This window comes from Streptomyces sp. NPDC027962, from assembly GCF_055566095.1.
The window spans coordinates 105,289-129,897 of sequence record NZ_JBVHTA010000016.1 but is presented as its reverse complement, the minus strand read 5'-3'; the positions used below and the strand labels follow the sequence as shown (position 1 = coordinate 129,897).

At 68.7% G+C, this 24,609-nt stretch carries 29 protein-coding genes; 5 read left to right on the top strand and 24 right to left on the bottom strand.

Going from position 1 to position 24,609, the window contains the following annotated elements; translation table 11 throughout:
- Window positions 1–44 precede the first annotated feature (44 nt).
- The 20 genes from rplR to ACZ4SA_RS17465 form a co-directional block, all read right to left on the bottom strand.
- Window positions 45–428 (bottom strand): 50S ribosomal protein L18, encoded by a 384-nt coding sequence (gene rplR / locus ACZ4SA_RS17560; protein ID WP_100108608.1) that lies wholly within the window; start codon window positions 426–428, stop codon window positions 45–47.
- A 3-nt stretch (window positions 429–431) separates the two neighbouring features.
- Window positions 432–971: a 50S ribosomal protein L6 gene (rplF, locus tag ACZ4SA_RS17555; RefSeq protein WP_468275092.1), complete on the bottom strand. Its 540-nt coding sequence runs from the start codon at window positions 969–971 to the stop codon at window positions 432–434.
- 21 nt (window positions 972–992) lie between these two features.
- Complete coding sequence (gene rpsH, locus ACZ4SA_RS17550; RefSeq protein WP_015035585.1) at window positions 993–1,391, bottom strand: 30S ribosomal protein S8; 399 nt, start codon at window positions 1,389–1,391, stop codon at window positions 993–995.
- A 208-nt stretch (window positions 1,392–1,599) separates the two neighbouring features.
- Window positions 1,600–1,785, bottom strand: a complete 186-nt coding sequence (locus ACZ4SA_RS17545) for a type Z 30S ribosomal protein S14 (RefSeq protein ID WP_003956452.1) — start codon at window positions 1,783–1,785, stop codon at window positions 1,600–1,602.
- A gap of 5 nt (window positions 1,786–1,790) precedes the next feature.
- The gene (rplE, locus tag ACZ4SA_RS17540) at window positions 1,791–2,348 is read right to left on the bottom strand and encodes a 50S ribosomal protein L5 (RefSeq protein ID WP_356631657.1); all 558 of its coding nucleotides are present in this window, start codon (window positions 2,346–2,348) and stop codon (window positions 1,791–1,793) included.
- Window positions 2,348–2,671, bottom strand: a complete 324-nt coding sequence (gene rplX / locus ACZ4SA_RS17535) for a 50S ribosomal protein L24 (RefSeq protein ID WP_005313570.1) — start codon at window positions 2,669–2,671, stop codon at window positions 2,348–2,350. The genes rplE and rplX overlap by 1 nt, the downstream gene beginning before the upstream one ends.
- Window positions 2,672–2,673: 2 nt before the next feature.
- Window positions 2,674–3,042 carry a 50S ribosomal protein L14 gene (gene rplN / locus ACZ4SA_RS17530; protein ID WP_003956455.1) on the bottom strand — a complete coding sequence of 123 codons (369 nt, stop codon included), beginning with the start codon at window positions 3,040–3,042 and terminating at the stop codon, window positions 2,674–2,676.
- Between the two features lie 108 nt (window positions 3,043–3,150).
- Window positions 3,151–3,435, bottom strand: coding sequence for a 30S ribosomal protein S17 (rpsQ, locus tag ACZ4SA_RS17525; RefSeq protein ID WP_039656223.1), 285 nt, complete (start codon window positions 3,433–3,435; stop codon window positions 3,151–3,153).
- Entirely contained in the window at window positions 3,435–3,659 is a 225-nt protein-coding gene (gene rpmC / locus ACZ4SA_RS17520; RefSeq protein ID WP_017949657.1) for a 50S ribosomal protein L29, read from the bottom strand. Before rpmC ends, rpsQ begins: the two co-directional genes overlap by 1 nt.
- The gene (gene rplP / locus ACZ4SA_RS17515) at window positions 3,659–4,078 is read right to left on the bottom strand and encodes a 50S ribosomal protein L16 (RefSeq protein ID WP_005313579.1); all 420 of its coding nucleotides are present in this window, start codon (window positions 4,076–4,078) and stop codon (window positions 3,659–3,661) included. Before rplP ends, rpmC begins: the two co-directional genes overlap by 1 nt.
- A gap of 5 nt (window positions 4,079–4,083) precedes the next feature.
- The gene (gene rpsC, locus ACZ4SA_RS17510) at window positions 4,084–4,917 is read right to left on the bottom strand and encodes a 30S ribosomal protein S3 (protein ID WP_468275088.1); all 834 of its coding nucleotides are present in this window, start codon (window positions 4,915–4,917) and stop codon (window positions 4,084–4,086) included.
- A complete protein-coding gene (gene rplV / locus ACZ4SA_RS17505; RefSeq protein WP_058848120.1) occupies window positions 4,917–5,264 on the bottom strand; it encodes a 50S ribosomal protein L22 in 348 nt (115 codons plus the stop codon). The genes rpsC and rplV overlap by 1 nt, the downstream gene beginning before the upstream one ends.
- Before the next feature lie 41 nt (window positions 5,265–5,305).
- Window positions 5,306–5,587: a 30S ribosomal protein S19 gene (gene rpsS, locus ACZ4SA_RS17500; protein WP_030351437.1), complete on the bottom strand. Its 282-nt coding sequence runs from the start codon at window positions 5,585–5,587 to the stop codon at window positions 5,306–5,308.
- 12 nt (window positions 5,588–5,599) lie between these two features.
- The gene (gene rplB, locus ACZ4SA_RS17495; protein WP_142214206.1) at window positions 5,600–6,436 is read right to left on the bottom strand and encodes a 50S ribosomal protein L2; all 837 of its coding nucleotides are present in this window, start codon (window positions 6,434–6,436) and stop codon (window positions 5,600–5,602) included.
- A gap of 51 nt (window positions 6,437–6,487) precedes the next feature.
- Complete coding sequence (gene rplW / locus ACZ4SA_RS17490) at window positions 6,488–6,811, bottom strand: 50S ribosomal protein L23 (RefSeq protein WP_005313587.1); 324 nt, start codon at window positions 6,809–6,811, stop codon at window positions 6,488–6,490.
- Window positions 6,811–7,461 carry a 50S ribosomal protein L4 gene (gene rplD / locus ACZ4SA_RS17485; RefSeq protein WP_356631663.1) on the bottom strand — a complete coding sequence of 217 codons (651 nt, stop codon included), beginning with the start codon at window positions 7,459–7,461 and terminating at the stop codon, window positions 6,811–6,813. Before rplD ends, rplW begins: the two co-directional genes overlap by 1 nt.
- A 5-nt stretch (window positions 7,462–7,466) precedes the next feature.
- A complete protein-coding gene (gene rplC / locus ACZ4SA_RS17480; RefSeq protein ID WP_468275084.1) occupies window positions 7,467–8,111 on the bottom strand; it encodes a 50S ribosomal protein L3 in 645 nt (214 codons plus the stop codon).
- A gap of 14 nt (window positions 8,112–8,125) precedes the next feature.
- A complete protein-coding gene (gene rpsJ, locus ACZ4SA_RS17475) occupies window positions 8,126–8,434 on the bottom strand; it encodes a 30S ribosomal protein S10 (RefSeq protein WP_003948644.1) in 309 nt (102 codons plus the stop codon).
- Window positions 8,435–8,856: 422 nt separating this feature from the next.
- Window positions 8,857–10,077 (bottom strand): hypothetical protein, encoded by a 1,221-nt coding sequence (locus ACZ4SA_RS17470; protein ID WP_468275081.1) that lies wholly within the window; start codon window positions 10,075–10,077, stop codon window positions 8,857–8,859.
- A gap of 46 nt (window positions 10,078–10,123) precedes the next feature.
- Window positions 10,124–10,426 carry a DUF397 domain-containing protein gene (locus ACZ4SA_RS17465; RefSeq protein WP_468275078.1) on the bottom strand — a complete coding sequence of 101 codons (303 nt, stop codon included), beginning with the start codon at window positions 10,424–10,426 and terminating at the stop codon, window positions 10,124–10,126.
- A 152-nt stretch (window positions 10,427–10,578) separates the two neighbouring features.
- On the opposite strand from ACZ4SA_RS17465, the gene ACZ4SA_RS17460 reads away from it, so the two are divergent.
- Entirely contained in the window at window positions 10,579–10,779 is a 201-nt protein-coding gene (locus tag ACZ4SA_RS17460) for an ATP-binding protein (RefSeq protein WP_468275075.1), read from the top strand.
- Between the two features lie 117 nt (window positions 10,780–10,896).
- A complete protein-coding gene (locus ACZ4SA_RS17455) occupies window positions 10,897–11,787 on the top strand; it encodes a hypothetical protein (protein WP_468275072.1) in 891 nt (296 codons plus the stop codon).
- A gap of 641 nt (window positions 11,788–12,428) precedes the next feature.
- On the opposite strand, the gene ACZ4SA_RS17450 is transcribed toward ACZ4SA_RS17455, so the two are convergent.
- On the bottom strand, window positions 12,429–13,145 hold the full coding sequence (locus ACZ4SA_RS17450) for a YoaK family protein (RefSeq protein ID WP_468275070.1): 717 nt from the start codon (window positions 13,143–13,145) through the stop codon (window positions 12,429–12,431).
- A 128-nt stretch (window positions 13,146–13,273) separates the two neighbouring features.
- On the opposite strand from ACZ4SA_RS17450, the gene ACZ4SA_RS17445 reads away from it, so the two are divergent.
- The 3 genes from ACZ4SA_RS17445 (at window position 13,274) to ACZ4SA_RS17435 (ending at window position 20,505) form a co-directional block, all read left to right on the top strand.
- Window positions 13,274–14,935, top strand: a complete 1,662-nt coding sequence (locus ACZ4SA_RS17445; RefSeq protein WP_468275068.1) for an RNA ligase family protein — start codon at window positions 13,274–13,276, stop codon at window positions 14,933–14,935.
- A gap of 2 nt (window positions 14,936–14,937) precedes the next feature.
- The gene (locus ACZ4SA_RS17440) at window positions 14,938–17,682 is read left to right on the top strand and encodes a poly(A) polymerase (RefSeq protein WP_468275066.1); all 2,745 of its coding nucleotides are present in this window, start codon (window positions 14,938–14,940) and stop codon (window positions 17,680–17,682) included.
- 669 nt (window positions 17,683–18,351) lie between these two features.
- Entirely contained in the window at window positions 18,352–20,505 is a 2,154-nt protein-coding gene (locus tag ACZ4SA_RS17435) for a PIG-L family deacetylase (RefSeq protein ID WP_468275063.1), read from the top strand.
- Window positions 20,506–20,631: 126 nt separating this feature from the next.
- Here the strand turns inward: ACZ4SA_RS17435 and tuf are convergent, their stop codons facing one another.
- From tuf to rpsG, 3 genes are all read right to left on the bottom strand, one after another.
- Window positions 20,632–21,825, bottom strand: coding sequence for an elongation factor Tu (gene tuf, locus ACZ4SA_RS17430; protein ID WP_468275060.1), 1,194 nt, complete (start codon window positions 21,823–21,825; stop codon window positions 20,632–20,634).
- A 148-nt stretch (window positions 21,826–21,973) separates the two neighbouring features.
- Window positions 21,974–24,100, bottom strand: coding sequence for an elongation factor G (gene fusA, locus ACZ4SA_RS17425; protein WP_468275058.1), 2,127 nt, complete (start codon window positions 24,098–24,100; stop codon window positions 21,974–21,976).
- Window positions 24,101–24,138: 38 nt separating this feature from the next.
- Complete coding sequence (gene rpsG, locus ACZ4SA_RS17420) at window positions 24,139–24,609, bottom strand: 30S ribosomal protein S7 (protein ID WP_147987673.1); 471 nt, start codon at window positions 24,607–24,609, stop codon at window positions 24,139–24,141.

Sequence of the window (24,609 nt, the reverse complement as noted above, 5' to 3'; positions counted from 1 at the left end):
GATTTACCTCTCTCTGTTACGTCCGTTAGTCCCGGAACCGGGGCTCAGAACTTCAGCCCGGCTTCGCGGGCGGCGTCAGCCAGAGCGGCAATGCGCCCGGCGTACCTGTTGCCACCACGGTCGAACACGACAGCCTCGACGCCGGCGGCCTTGGCGCGCTCGGCGACCAGGGAACCGACCTGCTTGGCCTGGGCGCTCTTGTCGCCCTCGCCACCACGGATCGAGGTGTCCAGGGTCGACGCCGAAGCGAGCGTGTGGCCCGCGATGTCGTCGATGACCTGGGCCACGATGTGGCGGTTGGAACGCGTCACGACCAGGCGCGGACGCTCCGGCGTACCGGAGACGTGCTTGCGGACGCGGATGTGGCGGCGCTTGATGGCGGCGCGCTTGTACGCGTCGCCCTTGGCAATCTTCACACCGTATGCCATGGCTTACTTACCCGCCTTTCCGACCTTGCGGCGGATGACCTCGCCCGCGTACTTCACGCCCTTGGCCTTGTACGGGTCGGGCTTGCGCAGCTTACGGATGTTCGCGGCGACCTCGCCGACCTTCTGCTTGTCGATGCCCTCGACCGAGAACTTGGTCGGCGACTCGACCTTGAAGGAGATGCCCTCGGGCGCCTCCACCAGGATCGGGTGGCTGTAACCGAGCTGGAACTCCAGGTTGGAGCCCTTCGCGGCGACGCGGTAACCGACACCGCTGATCTCGAGCGCCTTGGTGTATCCCTGGGTCACACCGGTGATCATGTTCGCCACCAGCGTGCGGGACAGGCCGTGCAGGGCCTTGTTCTGACGCTCGTCGTTGGGGCGGGTGACGTTGAGCACGCCTTCCTCGCCCTTAACAATCTCGATCGGCGCGGCAACGGTGTGAGCGAGGGAACCCTTGGGGCCCTTCACCTGGACCGTGCGACCGTCGATGGTGACGTCCACACCGGCGGGAACCTGGATAGGCAGCTTGCCAATACGCGACATTAGCTATTCCTCCGTTCCCGACTACCAGACGTAGGCGAGGACTTCCCCACCTACGCCCTTCTTGCCTGCCTGCTGACCGGTCAGGAGACCGTGCGACGTGGAGATGATCGCCACGCCCAGGCCGCCGAGGACCTTCGGCAGGTTGGTGGACTTCGCGTAGACCCGGAGACCGGGCTTCGAGATCCGCTTGATGCCCGCGATGGAGCGCTCACGGTTCGGGCCGAACTTCAGCTCGAGAACGAGGTTCTTGCCGACCTCGGCGTCCTCGACCTTCCAGCCCGTAATGAAGCCCTCCTGCTGGAGGATCTCCGCGATGTGAGACTTGATCTTGCTGTGCGGCATCGTCACGGAGTCGTGGTACGCCGAGTTCGCGTTACGCAGACGCGTGAGCATGTCTGCGATGGGATCAGTCATGGTCATGAATTGGCCTTCGGCCTCTCTCGCCGGGGTTTCCTGTATGCACCATCCCTCTCCCCGCACAGAGGCGGGACGGGTGCGGCGCGGGGACCTACGGCGTAGTAAGTCGTACGGGCGGCAGACGCCCAACCCTCCTAGCCTAAGCCATGGAGAGAAGGGCCCCTGCCAACCCTCTGCTTACCGAGAGACTCCGGTTGTCCCGATTAAGGGACTACCAGGAGCTCTTGGTCACGCCCGGCAGCTCGCCACGGTGAGCCATCTCACGAAGGCACACGCGGCACAGGCCGAACTTGCGGTAGACGGAGTGCGGACGGCCGCAGCGCTGGCAGCGGGTGTACGCACGCACACCGAACTTGGGCTTACGAGCAGCCTTGGCAATGAGAGCCTTCTTCGCCATCTCGCTTACGCCTCCTTGAACGGGAAGCCGAGGTGACGCAGAAGGGCACGGCCCTCGTCGTCGTTGGTCGCCGTGGTGACCACGGTGATGTCCATACCCCGGACGCGGTCGATCTTGTCCTGGTCGATCTCGTGGAACATGACCTGCTCCGTGAGACCGAAGGTGTAGTTGCCACGGCCGTCGAACTGCTTGGGGGACAGACCACGGAAGTCGCGGATGCGCGGAAGCGCGAGCGACAGGGTGCGGTCCAGGAACTCCCACATGCGGTCGCCACGGAGCGTGACGTGGGCACCGATCGGCTGGCCCTCACGCAGCTTGAACTGCGCGATGGACTTACGGGCCTTGGTGACGGCCGGCTTCTGGCCGGTGATCGTGGTGAGGTCCTTGATGGCACCGTCGATCAGCTTGGAGTCGCGGGCGGCGTCGCCCACACCCATGTTGACCACGATCTTGACGAGGCCGGGAACCTGCATGACGTTCTCGTAGGAGAACTCCTCACGCAGCTTGCCCGCGATCTCCTCGCGGTACTTCGTCTTCAGACGCGGAGTGGTGGTGGTAGCCATCAGATGTCCTCACCCGTCCGCTTGGCAACGCGGATCTTGTTGCCCTCGTCGTCGAAGCGGAAACCGACGCGGGTCACGACCTTCTTGCCGTCCTTCTCCACGACGAGCTGAACATTGCTCACGTGAATGGGGGCCTCGGTCGTGACGATGCCACCGGTCTGCGAACCACGAGCGGTCTGGCCGGCCTTGGTGTGCTTCTTGACCCGGTTGACACCCTCGACCAGGACGCGGTCCTCGCGGGGGAAGGCCGCGATGACCTTGCCCTGCTTGCCCTTGTCCTTGCCGGTGATGACCTGAACCAGGTCGCCCTTCTTGATCTTCATGCTTACAGCACCTCCGGCGCGAGCGAGATGATCTTCATGAACTTCTTCTCGCGCAGCTCACGGCCCACCGGGCCGAAGATACGGGTGCCGCGAGGGTCGCCGTCGTTCTTGAGAATGACAGCGGCGTTCTCGTCGAAGCGGATGTACGAGCCGTCCTGGCGGCGGCGCTCCTTGACGGTGCGAACGATGACCGCCTTGACGACGTCACCCTTCTTCACGTTGCCACCGGGGATCGCGTCCTTGACGGTGGCGACGATGACGTCACCGATGCCCGCGTAGCGGCGACCGGAGCCACCGAGAACACGGATGCAAAGGATCTCCTTGGCACCAGTGTTGTCGGCGACACGCAGTCGCGACTCCTGCTGGATCACGTCTATCTCCTGATTGTCTGCCGGTTCCCGGCGGGGGCTCTCCTCTTACGAGGTGAAGCCCCCACCGAGCCTGGCGGAACGAACTCGAAGGGTTACCCCTTCAAGCAATTACTTGGCCTTCTCGAGGATCTCGACGACGCGCCAGCGCTTCGTCGCGGACAGCGGCCGGGTCTCCATGAGGAGGACACGGTCGCCGACGCCCGCGGCGTTCTGCTCGTCGTGCGCCTTGAGCTTGTTCGTACGGCGGATGACCTTGCCGTACAGCGCGTGCTTCACACGGTCCTCGACGGCGACGACGACGGTCTTGTCCATCTTGTCGCTGACGACCAGACCCTCACGGGTCTTGCGGAATCCGCGCGCTTCCTTGTTCTCAGTCACGTTGCTCTCGCTCATCAGGCGCTCTCCACCGTCTCGATGCCCAGCTCGCGCTCACGCATCAGGGTGTAGATCCGGGCGATGTCCTTGCGGACGGCCTTCAGCCGGCCGTGGTTCTCGAGCTGGCCCGTCGCCGCCTGGAAGCGGAGGTTGAACAGCTCTTCCTTGGCCTCGCGGAGCTTGGCAACAAGCTCCTCGTTGCCCAGTTCGCGCAGCTCGGACGCCTTGGTACCGGCCGACATCACGCTTCACCTGCCTCGCGCTTGACGATCCGGCACTTCATCGGCAGCTTGTGAGCCGCGCGAGTCAGAGCCTCACGTGCAATCTTCTCGTTCGGGTAGGACAGCTCGAACATGACCCGGCCCGGGTGCACGTTCGCGACCCACCACTCGGGGGATCCCTTACCGGAACCCATGCGGGTCTCGGCAGGCTTCTTCGTCAGCGGGCGGTCCGGGTAGATGTTGATCCAGACCTTGCCGCCACGCTTGATGTGGCGGGTCATCGCGATACGAGCCGCCTCGATCTGGCGGTTGGTCACGTACGCCGGAGTCATGGCCTGGATGCCGTACTCGCCGAACGCAACCGTCGTACCACCCTTGGCCATACCGCGGCGCTTGGGGTGGTGCTGCTTGCGGTGCTTGACCCTACGGGGGATCAGCATGTCGGTCAGGCCTCCGTTCCGGTGCTCTCAGCAGCCGGAGCGGCGGCGGGAGCCTCGGCCTTGGGGGCCTCGGCAGCCTGAGCCTGCTGCGGCTTGCGACCGCGGCCGCCACGCTCGCCACCACGGCCACCACGGCCGGCCGGGCGGTCGGCGCCGCCACGGGCCGGGCGGTTGCCCGCACGGGCAGCAGCGTTCTCGGCGCGGACCTCGGCGATGTTCTTGACGTCGCCCTTGTAGATCCAGACCTTCACGCCGATGCGGCCGAAGGTGGTCTTGGCCTCGAAGAAGCCGTAGTCGACGTTCGCGCGGAGCGTGTGCAGGGGCACACGGCCCTCGCGGTAGAACTCCGAGCGGGACATCTCGGCGCCGCCGAGACGACCGCCACACTGGATCTTGATGCCCTTGGCGCCGGCCTTCATCGAGCTCTGCATGCTCTTGCGCATCGCACGACGGAAGGAGACGCGGGAGGAGAGCTGCTCGGCGACGGCCTGGGCCACCAGCTGAGCGTCCACCTCGGGGTTCTTGACCTCGAGGATGTTCAGCTGGACCTGCTTGCCGGTCAGCTTCTCCAGCTCGCCACGGATACGGTCGGCCTCGGCGCCGCGGCGGCCGATGACGATGCCCGGGCGGGCGGTGTGGATGTCAACGCGGACGCGGTCGCGGGTGCGCTCGATCTCCACCTTGGAGATGCCGGCCCGCTCCATGCCCTTCGTCATCATGCGACGAATGGCGACGTCTTCCTTGACGTAGTCCTTGTACAGCTTGTCGGCGTACCAGCGGGACTTGAAGTCCGTGGTGATACCGAGCCGGAACCCGTGCGGGTTTACCTTCTGGCCCATTACCGGGTTCCTTCCTTGCTGCTGACGACCACGGTGATGTGGCTGGTCCGCTTACGGATCCGGTAGGCACGGCCCTGAGCACGCGGACGGAACCGCTTCAGGGTCGGGCCCTCGTCCACGTACGCCTCGCTGATGAACAGCGAAGAGGCGTCACTGTGGTCGTAGTTGTGCGCGGCGTTGGCAATGGCGCTGTCCAGCACCTTGCCGACCGGCACGCTCGCGGCCTGCGGGGCGAAACGCAGGACCGCCTGAGCCTCCGTGGCATCCATGCCACGGATGAGGTCCACCACGCGGCGGGCCTTCATGGGCGTGACGCGGATGTACCGCGCCTGGGCCCTGGCTTCCATGGTTGTCCCTTCGGTGTAAGTCATAGTCGTTCCACCCCGCGTTAGCGGCGCTTCGACTTCCGGTCGTCCTTGACGTGGCCGCGGAAGGTGCGAGTCGGCGAGAACTCGCCGAGCTTGTGGCCGACCATGGACTCGGTGACGAACACCGGGACATGGATCTTGCCGTTGTGCACCGCGATCGTGTGGCCCAGCATGGCCGGGACGATCATCGAGCGACGGGACCAGGTCTTGATGACGTTCTTGGTGCCGGCTTCGTTCTGTACGTCCACCTTCTTGATCAGGTGGTCGTCGACGAAGGGCCCCTTCTTGAGACTGCGCGGCATCTAAACCCGCTCCTAGCGCTTCTTGTTCGTCTTGCGGCGGCGGACGATGTACTTGTTGCTCGCCTTCTTGGGAGAACGAGTACGACCCTCCTTCTGACCCCACGGGGAGACCGGGTGGCGACCACCGGAGGTCTTGCCCTCACCACCACCGTGCGGGTGGTCAACCGGGTTCATCGCGACACCGCGGACGGTCGGGCGGACGCCCTTCCAGCGCAGACGGCCGGCCTTGCCCCAGTTGATGTTCGACTGCTCGGCGTTGCCGACCTCACCGATGGTGGCGCGGCAGCGGACGTCGACCAGGCGGATCTCGCCGGACGGCATACGCAGGTGGGCCATCTGGCCCTCCTTCGCCAGCAGCTGCACGGAGGCACCCGCGGAACGGGCGAACTTCGCACCGCCGCCGGGCCGCAGCTCAATGGCGTGGATGGTCGTACCGACCGGGATGTTGCGCAGCGCCAGGTTGTTGCCGGGCTTGATGTCGGCGGCCGGGCCGTTCTCGACACGGTCGCCCTGGCTCAGGCCACGCGGCGCGATGATGTAGCGCTTCTCGCCGTCTGCGTAGTGCAGGAGCGCGATGCGCGCGGTGCGGTTCGGGTCGTACTCGATGTGAGCGACCTTGGCCGGCACGCCGTCCTTGTCGTGACGACGGAAGTCGATCACGCGGTAGGCGCGCTTGTGGCCACCGCCCTGGTGACGGACGGTCACACGACCGGTGTTGTTACGGCCGCCCTTGCTGTGCAGGGGGCGGACCAGCGACTTCTCCGGCGTGGACCGCGTGATCTCGACGAAGTCGGCGACGCTGGAGCCACGACGGCCCGGGGTCGTCGGCTTGTACTTGCGGATACCCATTGTGTCTCAGTCCTCGGAATGATCCGGACTTCTGGACGATCCCGACCGCCGTCAGGCGGTCGGACCGCCGAAGATGTCGATACGGTCGCCCTCGGCAAGGGTCACGATGGCGCGCTTGGTGTTGGCGCGCTTGCCGAAACCGGTGCGGGTGCGCTTGCGCTTGCCCTGGCGGTTGATCGTGTTGACCCCGGTGACCTTGACCGAGAAGACCGCCTCGACGGCCTGCTTGATCTGGGTCTTGTTGGAGCCGGGCGCGACGATGAACGTGTACTTGTTCTCGTCGAGCAGGGCGTAGCTCTTCTCGGAGACAACCGGCTTGACGAGGACGTCGCGCGGGTCCGTGAAGGTCTTGCTGGTTACGGTCGCCTCGGACATCAGGCGTCGCTCCCTTCGGTCTCAGCGGCCTTGGGGCCAGACACGAAGGACTCGAAGGCGGCCTTGGTGAAGACCACGTCGTCGGAGACGAGCACGTCGTACGTGTTCAGCTGGCCCGGCTCCAGGATGTGCACCTGGGGCAGGTTGCGGGCGGACAGCCACGCGGCCTCGTCGGCGCGGTCGACGACCAGGAGCAGGTTCTTGCGCTCACTGATCTTGCCGAACAGCGTCTTCGCGGCCTTGGTGGAGACCTCGCCCTCGACCACGCCGGAGACGACGTGGATGCGGGAGTGACGGGCCCGGTCGGTGAGGGCACCGCGCAGGGCGGCGGCCTTCATCTTCTTCGGGGTCCGCTGCGAGTAGTCACGCGGCACGGGGCCGTGGACGACGCCACCGCCGGCGAACTGAGGCGCGCGGGTCGAACCCTGACGGGCGCGGCCGGTGCCCTTCTGGCGGTACGGCTTCTTGCCACCACCGCGGACCTCGCCACGCGTCTTGACCTTGTGCGTGCCCTGACGGGCCGCGGCCAGCTGCGCGACGACGACCTGGTGGATCAGCGGGATGCTGACCTTGGCGTCGAAGATCTCGGCCGGGAGCTCAACGGTCCCGGACTTGTCGCCTGCGGGCGACAGAATGTCAATGGTGCTCATAGTCCTCAGGCCCCCTTGGCCGCAGTGCGGACCAGGACCAGGCCGCCGTTCGGGCCAGGAACCGCGCCCTTGATCAGGAGCAGGCCCTTCTCCGCGTCAACGGCGTGAACGGTCAGGTTCTGGGTGGTGACCCGCTCGTTGCCCATGCGGCCCGCCATGCGGAGGCCCTTGAACACACGGCCCGGGGTGGCACAGCCACCGATGGAGCCGGGAGAGCGGTGCTTGCGCTGGGTGCCGTGACCGGCGCCGAGGCCCTTGAAGTTGTGACGCTTCATGACACCGGCGAAGCCCTTGCCCTTGCTCTTGCCCGTGACGTCGACCTTGACGCCGGACTCGAACACCTCGGCAGTGATCTCCTGGCCCAGCGTGTACTCGCCGGCGTCAGGGGTGCGGAGCTCCACCAGGTGGCGGCGGGGGGTCACGTCGGCCTTGGCGAAGTGGCCCTTGAGGGGCTTGTTCACCTTGCGAGGGTCGATCTCGCCGAAGGCGATCTGGACCGACTCGTAGCCGTCGATGTCGTTCGTACGGACCTGGGTAACGACACAGGGCCCGGCCTTGACGACGGTCACCGGGACGACACGGTTGTTCTCGTCCCAGACCTGGGTCATGCCGAGCTTCTCGCCCAGGACGCCCTTGATCTGCTTTGCCATCTCTTCCGCGCCTCTCAGAGCTTGATCTCGATGTCAACGCCGGCCGGAAGGTCCAGGCGCATCAGCGAGTCAACGGTCTTGGGCGTCGGGTCGAGGATGTCGATCAGGCGCTTGTGCGTGCGCATCTCGAAGTGCTCGCGCGAGTCCTTGTACTTGTGCGGCGACTTGATGACGCAGTACACGTTCTTCTCAGTGGGCAGCGGCACCGGGCCTGCGACCGACGCACCAGTGCGGGTCACCGTCTCGACGATCTTCTTCGCCGAGGAGTCGATGACCTCGTGGTCGTAGGCCTTGAGCCGGATGCGGATCTTCTGTCCCGCCATGGCTACTCAGTAGTCCTTTGTCTAGTGAAACGCTCTGGTACTCGGTGGGTCTTACCCTCTTCTCCGACCCACGCGGTCGGGCGTGTCGCAGTCCCTCTACGAAGATCTCCCGAAGGATTTCCCAACCAAGGGGTGCGGGCCTGATGACCGCGGATCGGGGGAAGAGCTCCCGCCGAGTGCCTGGCCGGTACCCCGCTGACACTTCCCGGAAGATTCCCGTACGTCCGACCCGCGTGGGGTCGACGAGTACTGTGGGACTCGCTTCCGGTCCTCCCGGCGGGAGGCGCGCAGCATCGGCACTCAACCGAGCAACCCGGACAGTCTGCCATACGGTCCGGCGCCCTGGCCAATCGAGCCGAAGACACTACCCCGAGGGTGATGCGCGTCAAACTCCCGGCACGCAGAACCCCTGGGGCAACGGGTCAGGTGCGGGTGACCGTGCCGCACTCCTCGGGACCGTCGCTCAAGTCTTCGCTGCGGTCGTACGGGTCACCGGACGGCCCCGTCCGCTCCGGCTCCCCGATGCGGTCCGCCAGGAACTCCGGCTGCAGATAGCCGGTGCGCTCCTTGGTGAAGCAGTCGCTGTTGCCGAAGCTCGAAGCCATCTCGTGCACCGAAAGCTTCCCGGGCGTCACCGCGGTCCTGGCCGGGTCGTACAGCGCGAACGTGATCTCGCGCCGCACGATGGTCCGGGCCACCTCGGTCGCCCCGGGCTTCGCCTGCGCGATCGGGTAGACGAAGGTGTAGTCCGTCCACACCTCCACGATGCCGTCGCGCTCCCCCTTGCCGAAGGTCATCCGCCCGCGCGTCTTGACCACGTCGCCCACCAGGCGGACGTCCGCCGGGTCGAAACGGCTGAAGAGCGCCAGCGGGTCCCGGTCTCTCGCCGGGGCGGCGAGCGCCTTCTCCATCGCGCCCCGCCCGTCCTTCTGGAGCGGGTCGAGCAGCTCCAGCGCGGCCTTCGGGTACTCCCCCCGCAGCGTCGCCGGATCGATGTTGGCGGCGACCAGGAAGCTCTTGACACTCTTCAGCGCGTGCGCGACCTGCTTCTTGCTCATACCGCCCACGGCCTTCGCCTCCGGCACCACGATGCCGTCGGCACCGGCCGCCCAGCGGAGGGCGGGCGAGCCACGGAACGGCTCCTTGAGTGTGGGGCTGTCCGGGAACAGGTCCTCCGGCGGCGCGGTCGCCGGCCGGGCCGTCTCCGCGGCGAGCGGCGCAGCTGCCACGTCGCTCTCACCTCCGTCAGGCAGGTGATCGGTGACCAGCTCGGGCCTGACGGCCACCACGGCGAGCCCCACCAGGGCGAGCACGGCGACCGCTGACGTCACGCGCTTGCGCCGCGCCTTCGTCCCGTTCATCTCCTGCCAGGCCGGACCGGTCCGCCAGCCCGGCGGCTGGGCGGGCGCCTTCGGCTTCCGGCCCCAGCGGCGCCCACCCTGCCGGGCCGCCTCGGCGTCCTGGACGCGCAGCCGCTCCGTCACCATCCGCGCGCGGGCGGACGGCTCCTTCGGAGCGACGGCCCCGGCTTCCGCGTCACGGACGAACCGCGCCCACTCCTCGTCGGAGACGTGCTTCTTCTCCGGCTCGTCCTTGCTCACTGTGCCCGCCTCGCCGATGTGGTGGTGTCGTGAACATTCCACGAAGGCGATCAAAGGAGATCAAGGGTCCGGTTTCGTACCGTGATGATCACGTAATAGGCCCGAAGCCTGGCCCGACGTGCACCAACGGTCCGACGGGTACGTCAGCACCGCGACGCGTACGCCACGAACTCCGTCCAGGCGGCCGACGTGACGGCGAGGCGGGGGCCGGGGCGTTCCTGGAGTCACGGACGTGGACGGCGCCGGGGGCGGTCGCGACCTCGACGCAGTCGGCTTCGCTGCCGTTCGAGCCATAACTGCTCTTGCGCCACCCCGACTCGAAGCCGCCACCGGCAGACGCCCTGCGGATCACGGCCGCAGCACAGCCACGCTCAACGGGGCAGTTGGGCATGGCCCCCGAGGTGACCGACACCTCTCAGCAGGTCGTGGCCGAACTCGCTGCGAACGCCACCACCCACGGTCGAATGCGTGGCCGCGAATTCCTGCTCGCGCTTTTCACGATGCCGTACGACCGCGCCCTGCGCATCGAGGTGACCGACACCGTTGCGACCGGCTCCCCAGCCCGGCACCTCGTTACCGGCCGACGACGAGTCCGGCCGTGGCCTTCTGCTGATCGAGGCGCTGTCCGACCGCTGGGGCGTGGGCACCGAACCCATCCCGCGCAAGACGGTGTGGACGGAACTGATTCTCGTGCCGCAGGTGTTGCTCCCCGCCCGCGCAGGCTCCACTCACTCCTGCGGGTGAAACCGTTCAACTCTGCTGCTCAACAGCCCTCTTGCTTGCCTACGCTCCTCGGCAAGTCAGTTGACGGCACATGCCAAAGGCATATCCGGTGTGCTGCCCCTCCAGCAAAGGAACCACATGGTCAGTTCGCCCCACGAGGCGATGCACCGCATCTTTCAGGAGTATCCGGAACTCTTCTCCGGAATCTCCGAGGTGCTCGGCGTCCCGTTTCCCCCACCCACGTCGGTCACCGTCCTGCCGACGGACCTCACGGAGAACAGGCCGGTCGAGCGTCGCGTCGACACGTTGTTACGCCTGGAGACCGAGGACCGCGGCGCCTTGATCCTCGCGGTCGAGGCCCAGAGCAAGAAGGACCCGGCCAAACCGGCCGGGTGGGCGTACTACGTCGCGTATCTCCTGAACAAGTACCGCCTACCACCGCTGCTCCTCGTCGTCTGCCAGGATCGCACCACAGCGAAGTGGGCAGCACGGCCGGTCGACTTCAAGGCGGCAGGGTGGCCGACACTCAGTGTGCGTCCGCTCGTGGTCGGCCCGCACAACATGCCGCGCATCACGAGCACGGCCGAGGCCCGCAAGGACCTGCCGCTCGCCACCCTGGCAGCGATCACGCACGGCGCGGGACCGGACACCGGAGCCATACTCAAGGCACTGACCGGCGCGCTGCGGGACACTCAGGATGAAATCCGATACCCGCTGATCGATCTTGTCTCACAGGGCCTGGGCACACTGCCGGCCGCACAACAATGGAGGAAACTGGTGGCCGTGGACCTCTCTTTCTACAAGTCGCCCCTCTCCGAAGAACTCCGAGACGAAGGCCGCGCGGAAGGCCGCATGGAAGGCCGCGCCCAAGACATCCTTCATATCCTGGGGCGGCGCGGTGTCGATGTCCCCGACATGGCCCGCAAGCGCATCACCAGCTGCGACGACCCCGAGCTTCTGCTCCACTGGCTCGACCGGGCCCTCACCGCCTCCTCCACTGAGGACGTCTTCACCCACGGGGGCAGTTGATGGCCGACGACGCCATCGTCCCGCGCGCGCTCAGGGTCGTACGGAGATCATCCTGCTCATCCTGAGGCGACGCGGTATCCATCTGCCGAAAGAGACTCGCGAACGCATCGCCAGCTGCACGATCCGGAGATCCAGCGCCGCCGGCCCGTCCGAGCCGTGACCGTCTCGTTTCTCGAAGAGGTCTTCGCCACCGACTGGACCCGGTTCTCAGGGAGAACCAACCGAGCATGGTCGACAACGACTGCAGTCGATATCGCGGTCTCAGAGGCCGCGATGGCCGGTCGATCACCACTCCCCCGCGCCCCTGAAGTGACCAGCACATGAGCGACACGGGGCTCGATCACCATGCGTACGCGTGCCCCGGACCCGGCATCTGCCGTGGCCGCCCGGCGCGACGACGGACGATGTCCGGGTCACCGGCCTGTCCGGGCTGCGCGACCGGGTGGCTGCACGAATCACCGAGCTCCAGGGACAGGCCGTGCCCGCGGTGCCCAGGGCCATGGCGTCGGCAAGCAGACCCACAGCCCGGCGCCGGGCTGCCGTCGCGCCGCGGTCCGTTCGGGACAACGGCCTCGCGCTCACGCGCGGGGACGCGGGCCCTGGGCAGGACGCACACACGTGAGGCCCGTTTCCCGTCGCCGTCAGTCCGCCTCGGAGGTGCGGGAGCGGGGCGAGGCCCAGAACGCCGTTCCCAGCACCAGCGCTGTCGCCGCCGGGACGAGCAGCACCACGGCAGGACTCACGCCCTGGTGCAGCAGCCAGGCGCCGAGCAGCGCGCCCGCGAGCATCGCGCCGATCGACGCGAAACGGCGCCCCTCGTCGCGTGCCTCAGACGCGATCCGGCTGTCGGACATCATCGGCAGCCCGCTGAAGAACCCGGTCAGAGCCCGGGTGGACAGCGTGGTCGGCACATCCGGCACCCGCACCCGCAGCGTCGTCACATTGCGCACGCCCATGGCCGCGGACACCAGGGCGATCACCGCGAAGTGCCGGCCTGTCGGGTACTCGCCCAACTTCTCGATGCCGGTGAGCCACGCGACGAGTCCGCCGAGCCCCAGCAGCCCCGCCTCAGCCAGCAGCGCGGGCACGAACCAGCGGCGGCCCCGGACGTCCATGCCCGACTCGAACCGGGAACCGAGCACCGCACCCACGGCGAAGCCTGCCACCGAGATCGCGGACGCCGCCGGGGACAGACCGCCCTCGCCGGCGATCGCGAAGCCGAGCAGGAGCAGGTTGCCGGTCTGTACCGCGGTGAAAACCGGCCCCAGCACCAGGAAGCTGACCGCCTCGATCACCCCGGTGGTCAGGGTGAGCGTCACCATGATCGATGTGAGCGCGAGACCGGCCCTGGGCTTCATACCGGGACACTAAGGGCGCGTCCTCGGGGCAGCCAGCGGAGATCGCCCCGCAGGTTATCCAGTGGCTTGGCGCTCTTCCGGGCTCCTAGGCTGGCGAGGCAGGCAGCAGTCACGGGGGACGGGTCACCATGCGCACGCACTATCCACGGACGCGGCATCTGCCCTGGTCGCCCGGCGCCACCGCGGACGACGTACGGGTCACCGGTCTGTCCGGCCTGCGCGGCCGCGAGGTCGTCGTCACCGAGAAACTCGACGGCGAGAACACCACCCTCTACACCGACGGTCTGCACGCCCGCTCGCTGGACTCGGCACATCACCCGTCCCGGACATGGGTCAAGGCGCTGCAGGGCCGGATCGGGCACCACATCCCCGAGGGTTGGCGCGTGTGCGGGGAGAACATGCTTGCCCGCCACTCGATCGCGTACGACGACCTGGACAGCTACTTCTACGGGTTCTCCGTGTGGGACGAGCTCGGCTGGTGTCTGGACTGGGACCGGACCGTCCGCTTCCTGCGCGACCTGGGAGTTCCCGTACCACGCGTGCTGTGGCGCGGGGTCTTCGACGAGCGGGCCCTGCGGGGACTGAAGCTGGACCTGACCCGGCAGGAGGGGTACGTCGTCCGCACCGCCGAGGGCTTCATGGCCGAGGAGTTCGGGCATCGGGCCGCCAAGTGGGTGCGGGCCGGGCACGTGCAGACCGACACGCACTGGATGCATGCGGCCGTCGTGGAGAACGGGCTCGGCGCCGACGCGCCGCTCTGGGCAGTGCGTTCGGGTGCCCCGGCCGACGCGGGCGCGCTCATGGCGGCGGTCGGCCTGCCCGGAGACGGGGACGCGGCCGCCGTCGCGCGCCTCGACCTGGCGGGGCGCGGCGGCGACGGCAGGCTCGCCGGCGTACTGGCCGCGCTGCTGCACGGCGCCCGGCGTTCCCCGCTCGCCGCCCGGCTCGCCTCTCCGCTCGGCATGCCGCTCGCGCGGCGCGTCGCGGACCTCGTCGGGCTGCATCCGGCGTTGCACCGGCCGTATCCGGACGAGGGCCGGCGGGCCGGTCTGGTGCGCCTGTCGCTCGCCGCCGACCTCGGCGTGCTGCACGCCGTCGCCCGGGCGGCCGCCGCGTCCGACGAGGCGCGCGAGCAGGTGGAGTGGTCGGCGCTGCACGCCGAGGACGTCGGCGGACTGGACGAGGCCGGGCTGCGGGACGCGTTCGCCGGCCTGGCGCCGGATGCCGCCGACCGCTGCCGCGCCGAAGCACGCGAGGCGTACGCACAGGGGCGGATCGGCGGTACCGAGGAGGCTGTCGCCTCGACCTGGCGCTGGCGTTCCGGGGACTTCCCGACACTGATCCAGATGGTCGGCCCCTCGGGCAGCGGGAAAAGCACCTTCGCCCGGGAGCTCGCCGGGGTGTCGGCGTACGTCTCCCTCGACGACCTGCGTGCCGCCCGCGGCTCCCGGGCCGACCAGAAGGCCAACGGGAACGTCCTGCGCACCGGCCTCGACCGGCTGGACGCGGCCCTGGCCGCCGGAGGGACCGTGGTGTGGGACGCCACATCCCTCAACCGCCGGCAGCGCTCGCTGGTACACACGGTCGCCCGCCGCCGCGACGCCCTGATCACGAATGCCGTGGTCCTCGTCGACGAGGACGAGCTGATCCGGCGCAACGAGCGTCGCGAGCACCCCGTTCCGCCGGAGGTGCTCACCGCTCAGCTCCACCGCTTCGGCCCGCCGTACCCCGGCGAGGGCCACCGCACCTGGTACATCGGTGCGAGCGGAACCGTCGAGGAAGAGGTCTGACCGTGCGGACGAGCGAGGAGATCTACCACCGGGTGCGCTGGGACGCACGGTTCGACCCGGCCCGCTTCGTGATCGGCGTACGGCGGCGGGAGGCCGCGCCCAAGCGGATGCCGTTGTCGGCGTTCGTACCGGGCGGCGACATCCCCTGGCACCGGGTGCTGTTCTTCGAGGCGGACGGCGAGGTGGTGTGGGACCGCGCGACGGGCGTGGACCGGATGGACGACACCGACGCCGGACGGGTCCGGGAGGCGCGCCGGCTGAGGGCGCCGTTCTTCGAGGCCCGGACGCCGTACGCGTGGGACGGGGACGGCTGGGTGCCGGCGCCCCACGCACCGCGGAGCATGGCGGGCGGGCTGCGCGTGCTGACCTGGAACACCCTGTGGGACCGGTACGACGCCGACCGGATCGACACCGCGCTGCGCCGCCCGCTGCTGATCGACGCCCTGCACGACGCCGACGCCGACGTCATCGCCCTTCAGGAGGTCGAGCCGGAGCTGCTCGTCCTGCTGCTGCGGACGCCCTGGGTACGCGACCGCTACACGCTGGCGACCGACCCGGCCGGCCGGGACGTCGACGAGTGCGGGCTGCTGCTGCTCAGCCGGCTGTCGGTACGGGAGGTGGGCCACCACGTCCTCGGCCCGCACAAGGCCGTCACCGCGGTCGTCGTCGACACGGTCACCGGGCCGGTCACGGTCGCGGCGACGCACCTCAGCAGCGACCACTCGGACGACGGCGCTGCCCGACGGCAGGCCGAACTGGCGCGGATTGCCGAGGGGTTGGCGGGCCTGGACGGGGGCGTGGTCCTCGTCGGCGACTTCAACGACGGCACGGACGCACCACAGACCATGCTCGGGATGCGCGACGCCTGGCGCGAGGCGCACGGCCCGGCCGACACGACCCCCACCTTCGACCCCGCCGCCAACCCCCTGGCCGCCGTCTCCTCCCTCACCGGGCGTGCGGGACGACTGGACCGGGTGCTGCTGCGGGCCGACGGGCTGGCCGTGGACTCGGCGGCCCTGCTCGGTGACGTCCCGACCGCGCAGGGGCTGTACGTCTCCGACCACTACGGCGTGGCGGTCGGGCTCGGCCCGGTGCACGAGGGGCGCCGAGTCCTCGACGTACCGCCGACGGCCCGTACCGCCGTGGCATGGGTGCCGCCCGCCGAGCTGTGGCCGCCGGTCCAGGACATCCGCCGGGAACACGACCCGCAGATCCACCGCTGGCCGCCGCACGTCAACGTGCTCTTCGGTTTCGTACCGGAGTCCGACTTCGAGGCAGCGGCACCGCTGGTGGCGGAGGCGGTCTCCCAAACCGCCTTGTTCACGGCCCGGCTGGAGGGCGTGCACAGTTTCGGCCACCGCGAAGACGCGACGGTGTGGCTCGACCCGGCGGCGGGCGATGAGCAGCCGTGGCAGGAGCTGCGGCAAGCCCTTGCCGAGCGGTTCCCGCGCTGCCGTGGCCGCCACGAGGGCTTCACACCCCATCTCAGCCTCGGCCGGACGAAGGACCCGCAGCCCCTGGCCGCCGAGTGCGAGACGCGTCTGCCTCCGCTCTCTGCCGACGTGGGCGAGCTGGTCCTCCTGTCCCGCCGCGGAGACGAGCCGATGCGGGTACGGGCGACCGTGACGCTGGGGACGGGTGAGGTGCGCTGGGTGCCGGACGAGGCTCCGTCCGTGCGTGAGGAAGGGGACTCGTCCCGAACGGCGGAGCGCGTCGCGGAGGCACTGGCCGAAGGGGCCGTCCATGTCGTCGGCTCACGGCGCACGGGCTGCGCGCTGCCGGGCGCGGACCTGGACCTGGTCGCGGCAGTGCACGGCGCGCCCGGCCTCGCGGACGTCCGCTCCCGGCTGACGGCCGCCCTGCCCGGGGCGACGGACGTACGGGAGGTGGTCGGCGCCCGCGTGCCCGGAGTGCGGTTCAACGTCGACGGCCTCGACGTAGATCTGGCCGTCGTCGCCACCGGCGCCGTCGCTCCAGCCGACGCGGTCGCCCGGCGTGCCGAGTTGGGCGAGGACGCGGCGGTCGCGCTGAGCGCGGTGAGCGACGCGGACGCGCTGCTCGCCTCGGTCGGCGACCGCCACGCCGCCTTCACGCACCTGGCTCGGCAGGTGAAGCGATGGGCCAGGGCCCGCGGCCTGGACTCGGCCCCGTTCGGCGGGCTGCCGGGGCTCGCCTGGTCCGTACTCGCGGCCCGTACGGTCCGGGAGGCCAGTGAGCTGCCGTCCGACGAACTGCTCCGCCACTTCTTCGCGACCTGGGCGGCCTGGGACTGGCGCGAGCCGGTCGGCGGACCCGCCCGCGGGGACCTGCCGGTCACGATCTGGACCCCGACCGAGCCCGTACGCGCCTGCTCCGACCAGGTCACAGCGGGTATGCGGGACCTGATCACCCAGGAGCTGTTCCGTGCGTGGGAGCTCCTTGAGTCCCGCTCCCCCGCCGAACCGCTGCTCGCCCCGCCGCCGTTGCACCGCCGCCACGCGGCCTGGGCGGTCGTGACCGTCGCCGACGCGACGGACGAAGGCCGGGTCCGCGGCCGTATGCGCGCCCTCCTGTCGGCCCTCCCCGAACCGGGCGTCCACGCCTGGCCCCACCCGTTCACCACCGCCCCCACCCGCTACGCCCTCGGCCTCGGCCCGACCCCGCCGGACAAAGCCCTGCTCGCGGAGCTCGCGGTCCCGTGGCTACGAGGGCTCGCGCACACGACGGTGACCCACGTGCCCGGTGGCGAGGTCCCGACCCTGGCGTGACGCACGGCGGGAAGCCGTGGACGCCGGCCATAGCATCGCGTTGCAGCCGATTGCTATTGCCCAACCGGCCTTCCCCCTGGCGATTCTGATGGTTCCTGGACACCCCCCGCGCGTCCCCGCGCGTGTCTTCGGAAATGAGGAGCCTTGCGAATGGCGAGGTTATTCACGGCACTTGCGGCTGCCCTGCCGGCCGCCAGACCCCCACGGCGTAGACGAACGTCACGGCGTACCGCTCCTGGATCCAGTCCGTCGCGGGCGTCTGACCCTGCCCCTTCTGCAAGAGGAGCCCACCCGGCCCCTGCCCACGCCCCTGGGCCGGGGCCGGCGGCTGTCCGCAGTCGGCCCGCGCTGTCATAGCCGAACGTCGCGTCCCCGGCCGCGTCCGTACGCCCGGTCAGCCGGCCTTCCTCGTCGTACTGGAAGGTCGCCGCACCGGACGGGCCCGAGGACGAGAGCAGGTTGCCTGCGGTCGTCGTAGGTGTACGTGTTGGTTCCGCCGGCTGCGTTCACCGAGGTGAAAGGAACTCCCAGGCAACCCACGGCGCCCGTCCGCCGTCTAGTCGATCGCGGTGCGGGCCTTCGACCGGTCCCGCTCCGACCTGGGGAGATCACAGTACGCAGACGGGGGCACGGGCCCGGCCGCTGCGGGGGGAAGCGGACGGAGCACAAGTGAACGAGAGAGCTGTGTCAGGGCTGCGCCCTGCCGTGAAAGCCGTGAGCCGGCCCCGGCGGCGCAGTGTCGTCGCCGCGTTGACCGCCCTGACCGCGGCCGCCTCCGCCGCCGCGCTCACGTCGTGCTCGGTGCCCGCGCCCCGCCGCACCGGGCCCACCGCCGATCCCGCGCCCGGTATGCCCATCGCCACCTCGCGGCGTGCGCAGCTGATGCAGATACTGGCGCACCCCGACGACGACCTGTACTTCATGAACCCGGACGCCCAGCACATGCTGGACTCCGGCGTCCCGCTGGTGTGCGTCTACGTCACCGCCGGCGAGCACAACGGCGTCAACCACATCCCCGGCCGGCCCGACGGCCCCGCCGACAAGGGGGCGTACTCCTCCGCCCGCCATCAGGGGCTGCGCCAGGCGTACGCGAGCCTGCTCGGTCTCGACAAGTTCACCGAGTGGCAGAAGGGCGTAGCCACCCTGCGCGGCGACCGGCGGGCCGAGATCAATACCCTCGCCGACGGCAACCGCCGCGTCGAGCTGATCTTCCTCAACCTCTCGATGCACGCCCCGCGCCGCTGGATGGCCGTGCCCAGCCTCTGGCACGACCGCGCGCTGAGCGTGCCGACCACGATCACCGACGGCTCCCCCGTCCGCCGGGCCGACAGCTATGCCTATGACGATCTGACGGACGTCCTCGTCGGTCTGATGGAGCGATACCGGCCCACCGTGATCCACACCCTCGATCCGGACCCGGACATCCAGTACAGCGACGAGGCCACCCGCAAGCGGGACAGCGAACAGCCCGGCTACTCGGACCACGCCGACCACACCGCCGTCGCCTCGTTCAGCTGGGCGGCGATGGTGCGCTGGGTGGCCGACGCCACCAAGGACGGCGGCGGCATACCGGCATTCGCCGCCACCTCCTTCCGCGGCTACTACAACCGACACTGGCCCAAGAACCTGCCGCCGCGGGTGATCGAGGAGAAGGCCGCGCATCTCGTCCCCTACGGCGGTGACCCTGCCTGGGAGTGCGGCAACAGCGGCGGCTGCGGCGACTACAACGTCGGCGGCAGGCGCCCGTTGAAGAACAAGAAGGGCTGGGTGCGCTCGACCCACTACCGCTACCCGGGCGCCCGCCCCGCCGTGGCCATGGAGCCGGACGGCCGGCTCTCCGCCTACGGGGTCCTGGGCCTGCGGGCTGTCCGCTGGCGCGAGACCCTGCGGGGCAGCGGCCGGTGGAGCGAGCCGGACGACCTCGGCGGCGGCCCGCTCGCACCCGCGCTGGGAGCAACTGCTCTTGAGGACGGCCGGCAGCTCCTCTTCGCCCTGCGCTTCTCCGCGATCAGCGGTCACGGCGGGAGCAACACCCGGGAGGTCGTGCTGCTGGAGCAGCGCTCCCCGGGCGGCGCGTTCCGCGCCTGGCGAGGCCTCGGCAACCCGGAGCACACCGACGACCGTGGGCGGCGCATCGGCATACCGGTGGCCGTCACCGCACCCGACGGCCGCGTCCATCTGTTCGTGCGCAACGCGGACAAGGGCGTCAGCGCCAGGGTCCGCGACACCGGCGGCCGCTGGAGCGGCTGGCAGGCGCTCGACGGCACCGCCGAGATACAGGACGGCCTGTCCACCGTGGTGGACGGGGCCGGCCGGGTCCATGTCTTCGGCACGGGCCACGACACCGTTCACCACTGGACGCAGGAGGCACCCGGCCGGCCTCTGCGGCACCGGCCCGCCGGACGGCTGCCGACCGCGGTCGGCACCCCCGCCGCGCTGGCCGGCGCGGACGGCTCCGTGCAGCTGCTGTACCGCACGGAGCGGCCCTGGAAGCGGGACTCGAGCCGGGACTCGCGCGGCAGTGCCTCCCCGCACCTGACCCGGCTGAGCGCGGGCGGCGAACAGCTGCCCGCCGTCTCCTTCGACGGATACGGCCCGGTCGGCGCGGTCGGCGGACCCGACGGGCTCGCCCTGCTGGGCAGGGATCTGCGCGGACGGATCCAGCTGCGCTTCGAGGACCGGCTGCTGACGCGCGAGGCGGGGCCGGTGGCGCTCGACACCCCCACGCTGGACGCCACCGCCGCGGGGGTCACGGTCGTCGGCCTGGGCCCGGACGCGTACCCCTGGATCTGGTCACCCCCGGCGGGCAGCGCGGCAGGCTAGGCCCTGGTCCTCCGCACACGCCCGGGGCCCCGGTCACAACCAACACCACGTATGACGAAGGGCCCCGCACCTGACGGTGCGGGGCCCTTCTTGCAGCTCAGCGAGCTACCAGGTCAAACCAACAAATTACTTGTTGATCTTGGTGACCTGGCCGGCGCCCACGGTCCGGCCACCCTCACGGATGGCGAACTTCAGGCCCTCTTCCATGGCGACCGGCTGGATCAGCTGGACGGACATCTGGGTGTTGTCGCCCGGCATGACCATCTCGGTGCCCTCGGGGAGGGTCACAACACCGGTCACGTCAGTCGTACGGAAGTAGAACTGCGGACGGTAGTTGTTGAAGAACGGCGTGTGGCGGCCACCCTCGTCCTTGGACAGGATGTAGGCCTGGGCCTCGAACTCGGTGTGCGGCGTGACCGAACCGGGCTTGATGATGACCTGGCCGCGCTCGACGTCCTCGCGCTTGATGCCACGGAGGAGCAGACCGACGTTCTCACCGGCCTGGCCCTCGTCGAGCAGCTTGCGGAACATCTCGATGCCGGTGACCGTGGTGGTGGTCTTCTCCTGCTTGATACCGACGATGTCGACGGTCTCGTTGACCTTGAGGACACCACGCTCGATACGGCCGGTCACGACGGTGCCGCGACCGGTGATCGTGAAGACGTCCTCGATCGGCATCAGGAACGGCTTGTCGACGTCACGCTCGGGCTGCGGGATCGCCTCGTCGACGGCCTTCATCAGGTCGAGGACGGACTTGCCCCACTCGGCGTCGCCCTCGAGCGCCTTGAGCGCCGAGACCTTGACGACCGGCAGGTCGTCGCCCGGGAACTCGTACTCGGAGAGGAGCTCACGCACCTCGAGCTCGACGAGCTCCAGGATCTCCTCGTCGTCCACCATGTCGGCCTTGTTCAGGGCGACGACGATGTACGGAACGCCGACCTGGCGGGCCAGGAGCACGTGCTCCTTGGTCTGCGGCATCGGGCCGTCGGTGGCCGCGACCACGAGGATGGCGCCGTCCATCTGCGCCGCACCCGTGATCATGTTCTTGATGTAGTCCGCGTGACCGGGGCAGTCGACGTGGGCGTAGTGACGCGACTCCGTCTGGTACTCGACGTGCGCGATGGAGATGGTGATACCGCGCTGGCGCTCCTCAGGAGCCTTGTCGATCTGGTCGAAGGCCGAGGCCTCGTTCAGGTCCGGGTACGCGTCGTGCAGCACCTTGGTAATGGCGGCCGTGAGGGTCGTCTTACCGTGGTCGATGTGACCGATGGTGCCGATGTTGACGTGCGGCTTAGTCCGCTCGAACTTCGCCTTCGCCACTGGGGTCCTCCTGTGGAGTGGTTCTGTACGCCTTACTCATCGGCGCCAGGTGATCTTTGCTGGGTGGCCAGCCGCCGGGATCCGGTCCTCGGTTTCGGGGGCGAACCCCGGCGGATGGTGTCAAGCCTAAAGCGTGGACTCGGAAGAGTTACTCGCCCTTGGCCTTCGCGATGATCTCCTCGGCGACGTTCCGCGGAACCTCGGCGTAGGAGTCGAACTGCATCGAGTAGCTTGCGCGACCCGAGGTCTTGCTGCGGAGGTCTCCGACGTAGCCGAACATCTCCGAGAGGGGCACGAGGCCCTTCACGACGCGAGCGCCGCTGCGCTCCTCCATGGCCTGAATCTGACCACGGCGGGAGTTGATGTCGCCGATGACCTCACCCATGTAGTCCTCGGGCGTGGTGACCTCGACGGACATCATCGGCTCGAGCAGTACGGGCGAAGCCTTGCGCGCGGCCTCCTTGAAGGCCTGCGAACCGGCGATCTTGAAGGCGAGCTCGGAGGAGTCGACCTCGTGGTAGCCACCGTCGAGAAGAATGACGCGAACGCCGGTCATCTCGTAGCCGGCCAGGATGCCGAACTGCATGGCCTCCTGCGCACCCGCGTCCACCGAAGGGATGTACTCCTTGGGGATGCGGCCACCGGTGACCTTGTTCACGAACTCGTACGAGGCGTCGCCGCCCTCGATCGGCTCGATCGCGATCTGCACCTTGGCGAACTGACCGGTACCACCGGTCTGCTTCTTGTGGGTGTAGTCGTGACGCTCGACGGTCTTGCGGATCGTCTCGCGGTAGGCGACCTGCGGCTTGCCGACGTTGGCCTCGACCCTGAACTCGCGGCGCATACGGTCGACGAGGACGTCGAGGTGAAGCTCGCCCATACCACCGATGATGGTCTGGCCGGTCTCCTCGTCCGAGTGAACCTGGAAGGAGGGGTCCTCCTCCGCGAGACGCTGGATGGCGACACCCAGCTTCTCCTGGTCACCCTTGGACTTGGGCTCGATGGCGACCTGAATGACCGGCGCCGGGAAGTCCATGGACTCCAGGATCACCGGGTTCTTCTCGTCGCACAGCGTCTCACCGGTGGTGGTCTGCTTGAGGCCCATGACGGCGACGATGTCGCCGGCGCCCACCGCGTCGATCTCCTCACGCTTGTTCGCGTGCATGCGGTAGATCTTGCCGATGCGCTCCTTCTTGCCCTTGACGGAGTTCAGCACCGAGGTGCCGGCCTCCAGGCGACCCGAGTAGACCCGGATGAAGGTGAGCTTACCGAGGTGCGGGTCGCTCGCGATCTTGAACGCGAGCGCCGAAAGCGGCTCGGACTCGGAAGGCTTGCGCGAGACGACCTGCTCCGCGTCCTTCACGTCGTGGCCCTCGATGGCCTCGACGTCCAGGGGGGAGGGGAGGTAGCGCACGACCGCGTCGAGCAGGGGCTGGACGCCCTTGTTCTTGAACGCGGTGCCACAGAACACCGGGGTGACCGTGGTGTCGCCGCCCTTGCCGGAAGCGATGGTGATACGACGGATCGCGGCGTACAGCTGCTCCTCGGTGGGCTCCTGGCCCTCGAGGTACAGCTCCATGATCTCTTCGTCGTTCTCCGCGACGGTCTCGACCAGCTTGCCGCGCCACTCGTCGGCGGCCTCGGTGTGCGTGGCCGGGATGTCGACGACGTCGTACATCTCGCCCTTGGTGGCCTCGGCGGACCAGACAAGAGCCTTCATACGAACGAGGTCGACGACGCCCTTGAAGTCCGCCTCGGCACCGATCGGAAGCTGCATGACGATCGGGGTCGCACCGAGGCGGCTCACGATCATGTCGACACAGCGGTGGAACTCGGCACCGGTACGGTCGAGCTTGTTGACGAAGCAGATGCGGGGCACGCCGTAACGGTCGGCCTGACGCCACACCGTCTCGGACTGCGGCTCCACACCGGCGACACCGTCGAACACGGTCACGGCACCGTCGAGGACGCGGAGCGAACGCTCCACCTCGACGGTGAAGTCCACGTGACCCGGGGTGTCGATGATGTTGATGGTGTGGTCGACGTCCTCGAGCGGCCAGTGACAGGTCGTCGCGGCGGACGTGATGGTGATGCCGCGCTCCTGCTCCTGCTCCATCCAGTCCATCGTGGCAGCGCCGTCGTGGACCTCACCGATCTTGTAGCTCACACCGGTGTAGAACAGGATGCGCTCGGTGGTCGTCGTCTTGCCCGCGTCGATGTGGGCCATGATCCCGATGTTGCGGACCTTGGCCAGGTCAAGCGAAGTGGTGGCCATAAGGCTCAATCTTCTCTCGGTCTCGATGTGGGTAGCGACTACCAGCGGTAGTGCGCGAAGGCCTTGTTGGACTCGGCCATCTTGTGCGTGTCCTCACGCTTCTTGACCGAAGCGCCGAGGCCGTTGGAGGCGTCGAGCAGTTCGTTCATGAGGCGCTCGGTCATGGTCTTCTCACGGCGGGCGCGGGAGTAACCCACGACCCAGCGGAGCGCGAGGGTGGCGGCACGACCGGGCTTGACCTCGATCGGCACCTGGTAGGTGGCACCACCGACACGGCGGGACTTGACCTCGAGAGACGGCTTGACGTTCTCGAGGGCGCGCTTCAGCGTGATGACCGGGTCGGCGCCGGTCTTCTCGCGGAGGCCTTCCATGGCGCCGTAGACGATGCGCTCAGCGGTGGAACGCTTGCCGTTGAGCAGGATCTTGTTGATGAGCGAGGTCACCAGAGGAGAACCGTAAACCGGGTCGATGATGACCGGGCGCTTCGGGGCGGGGCCCTTACGAGGCAT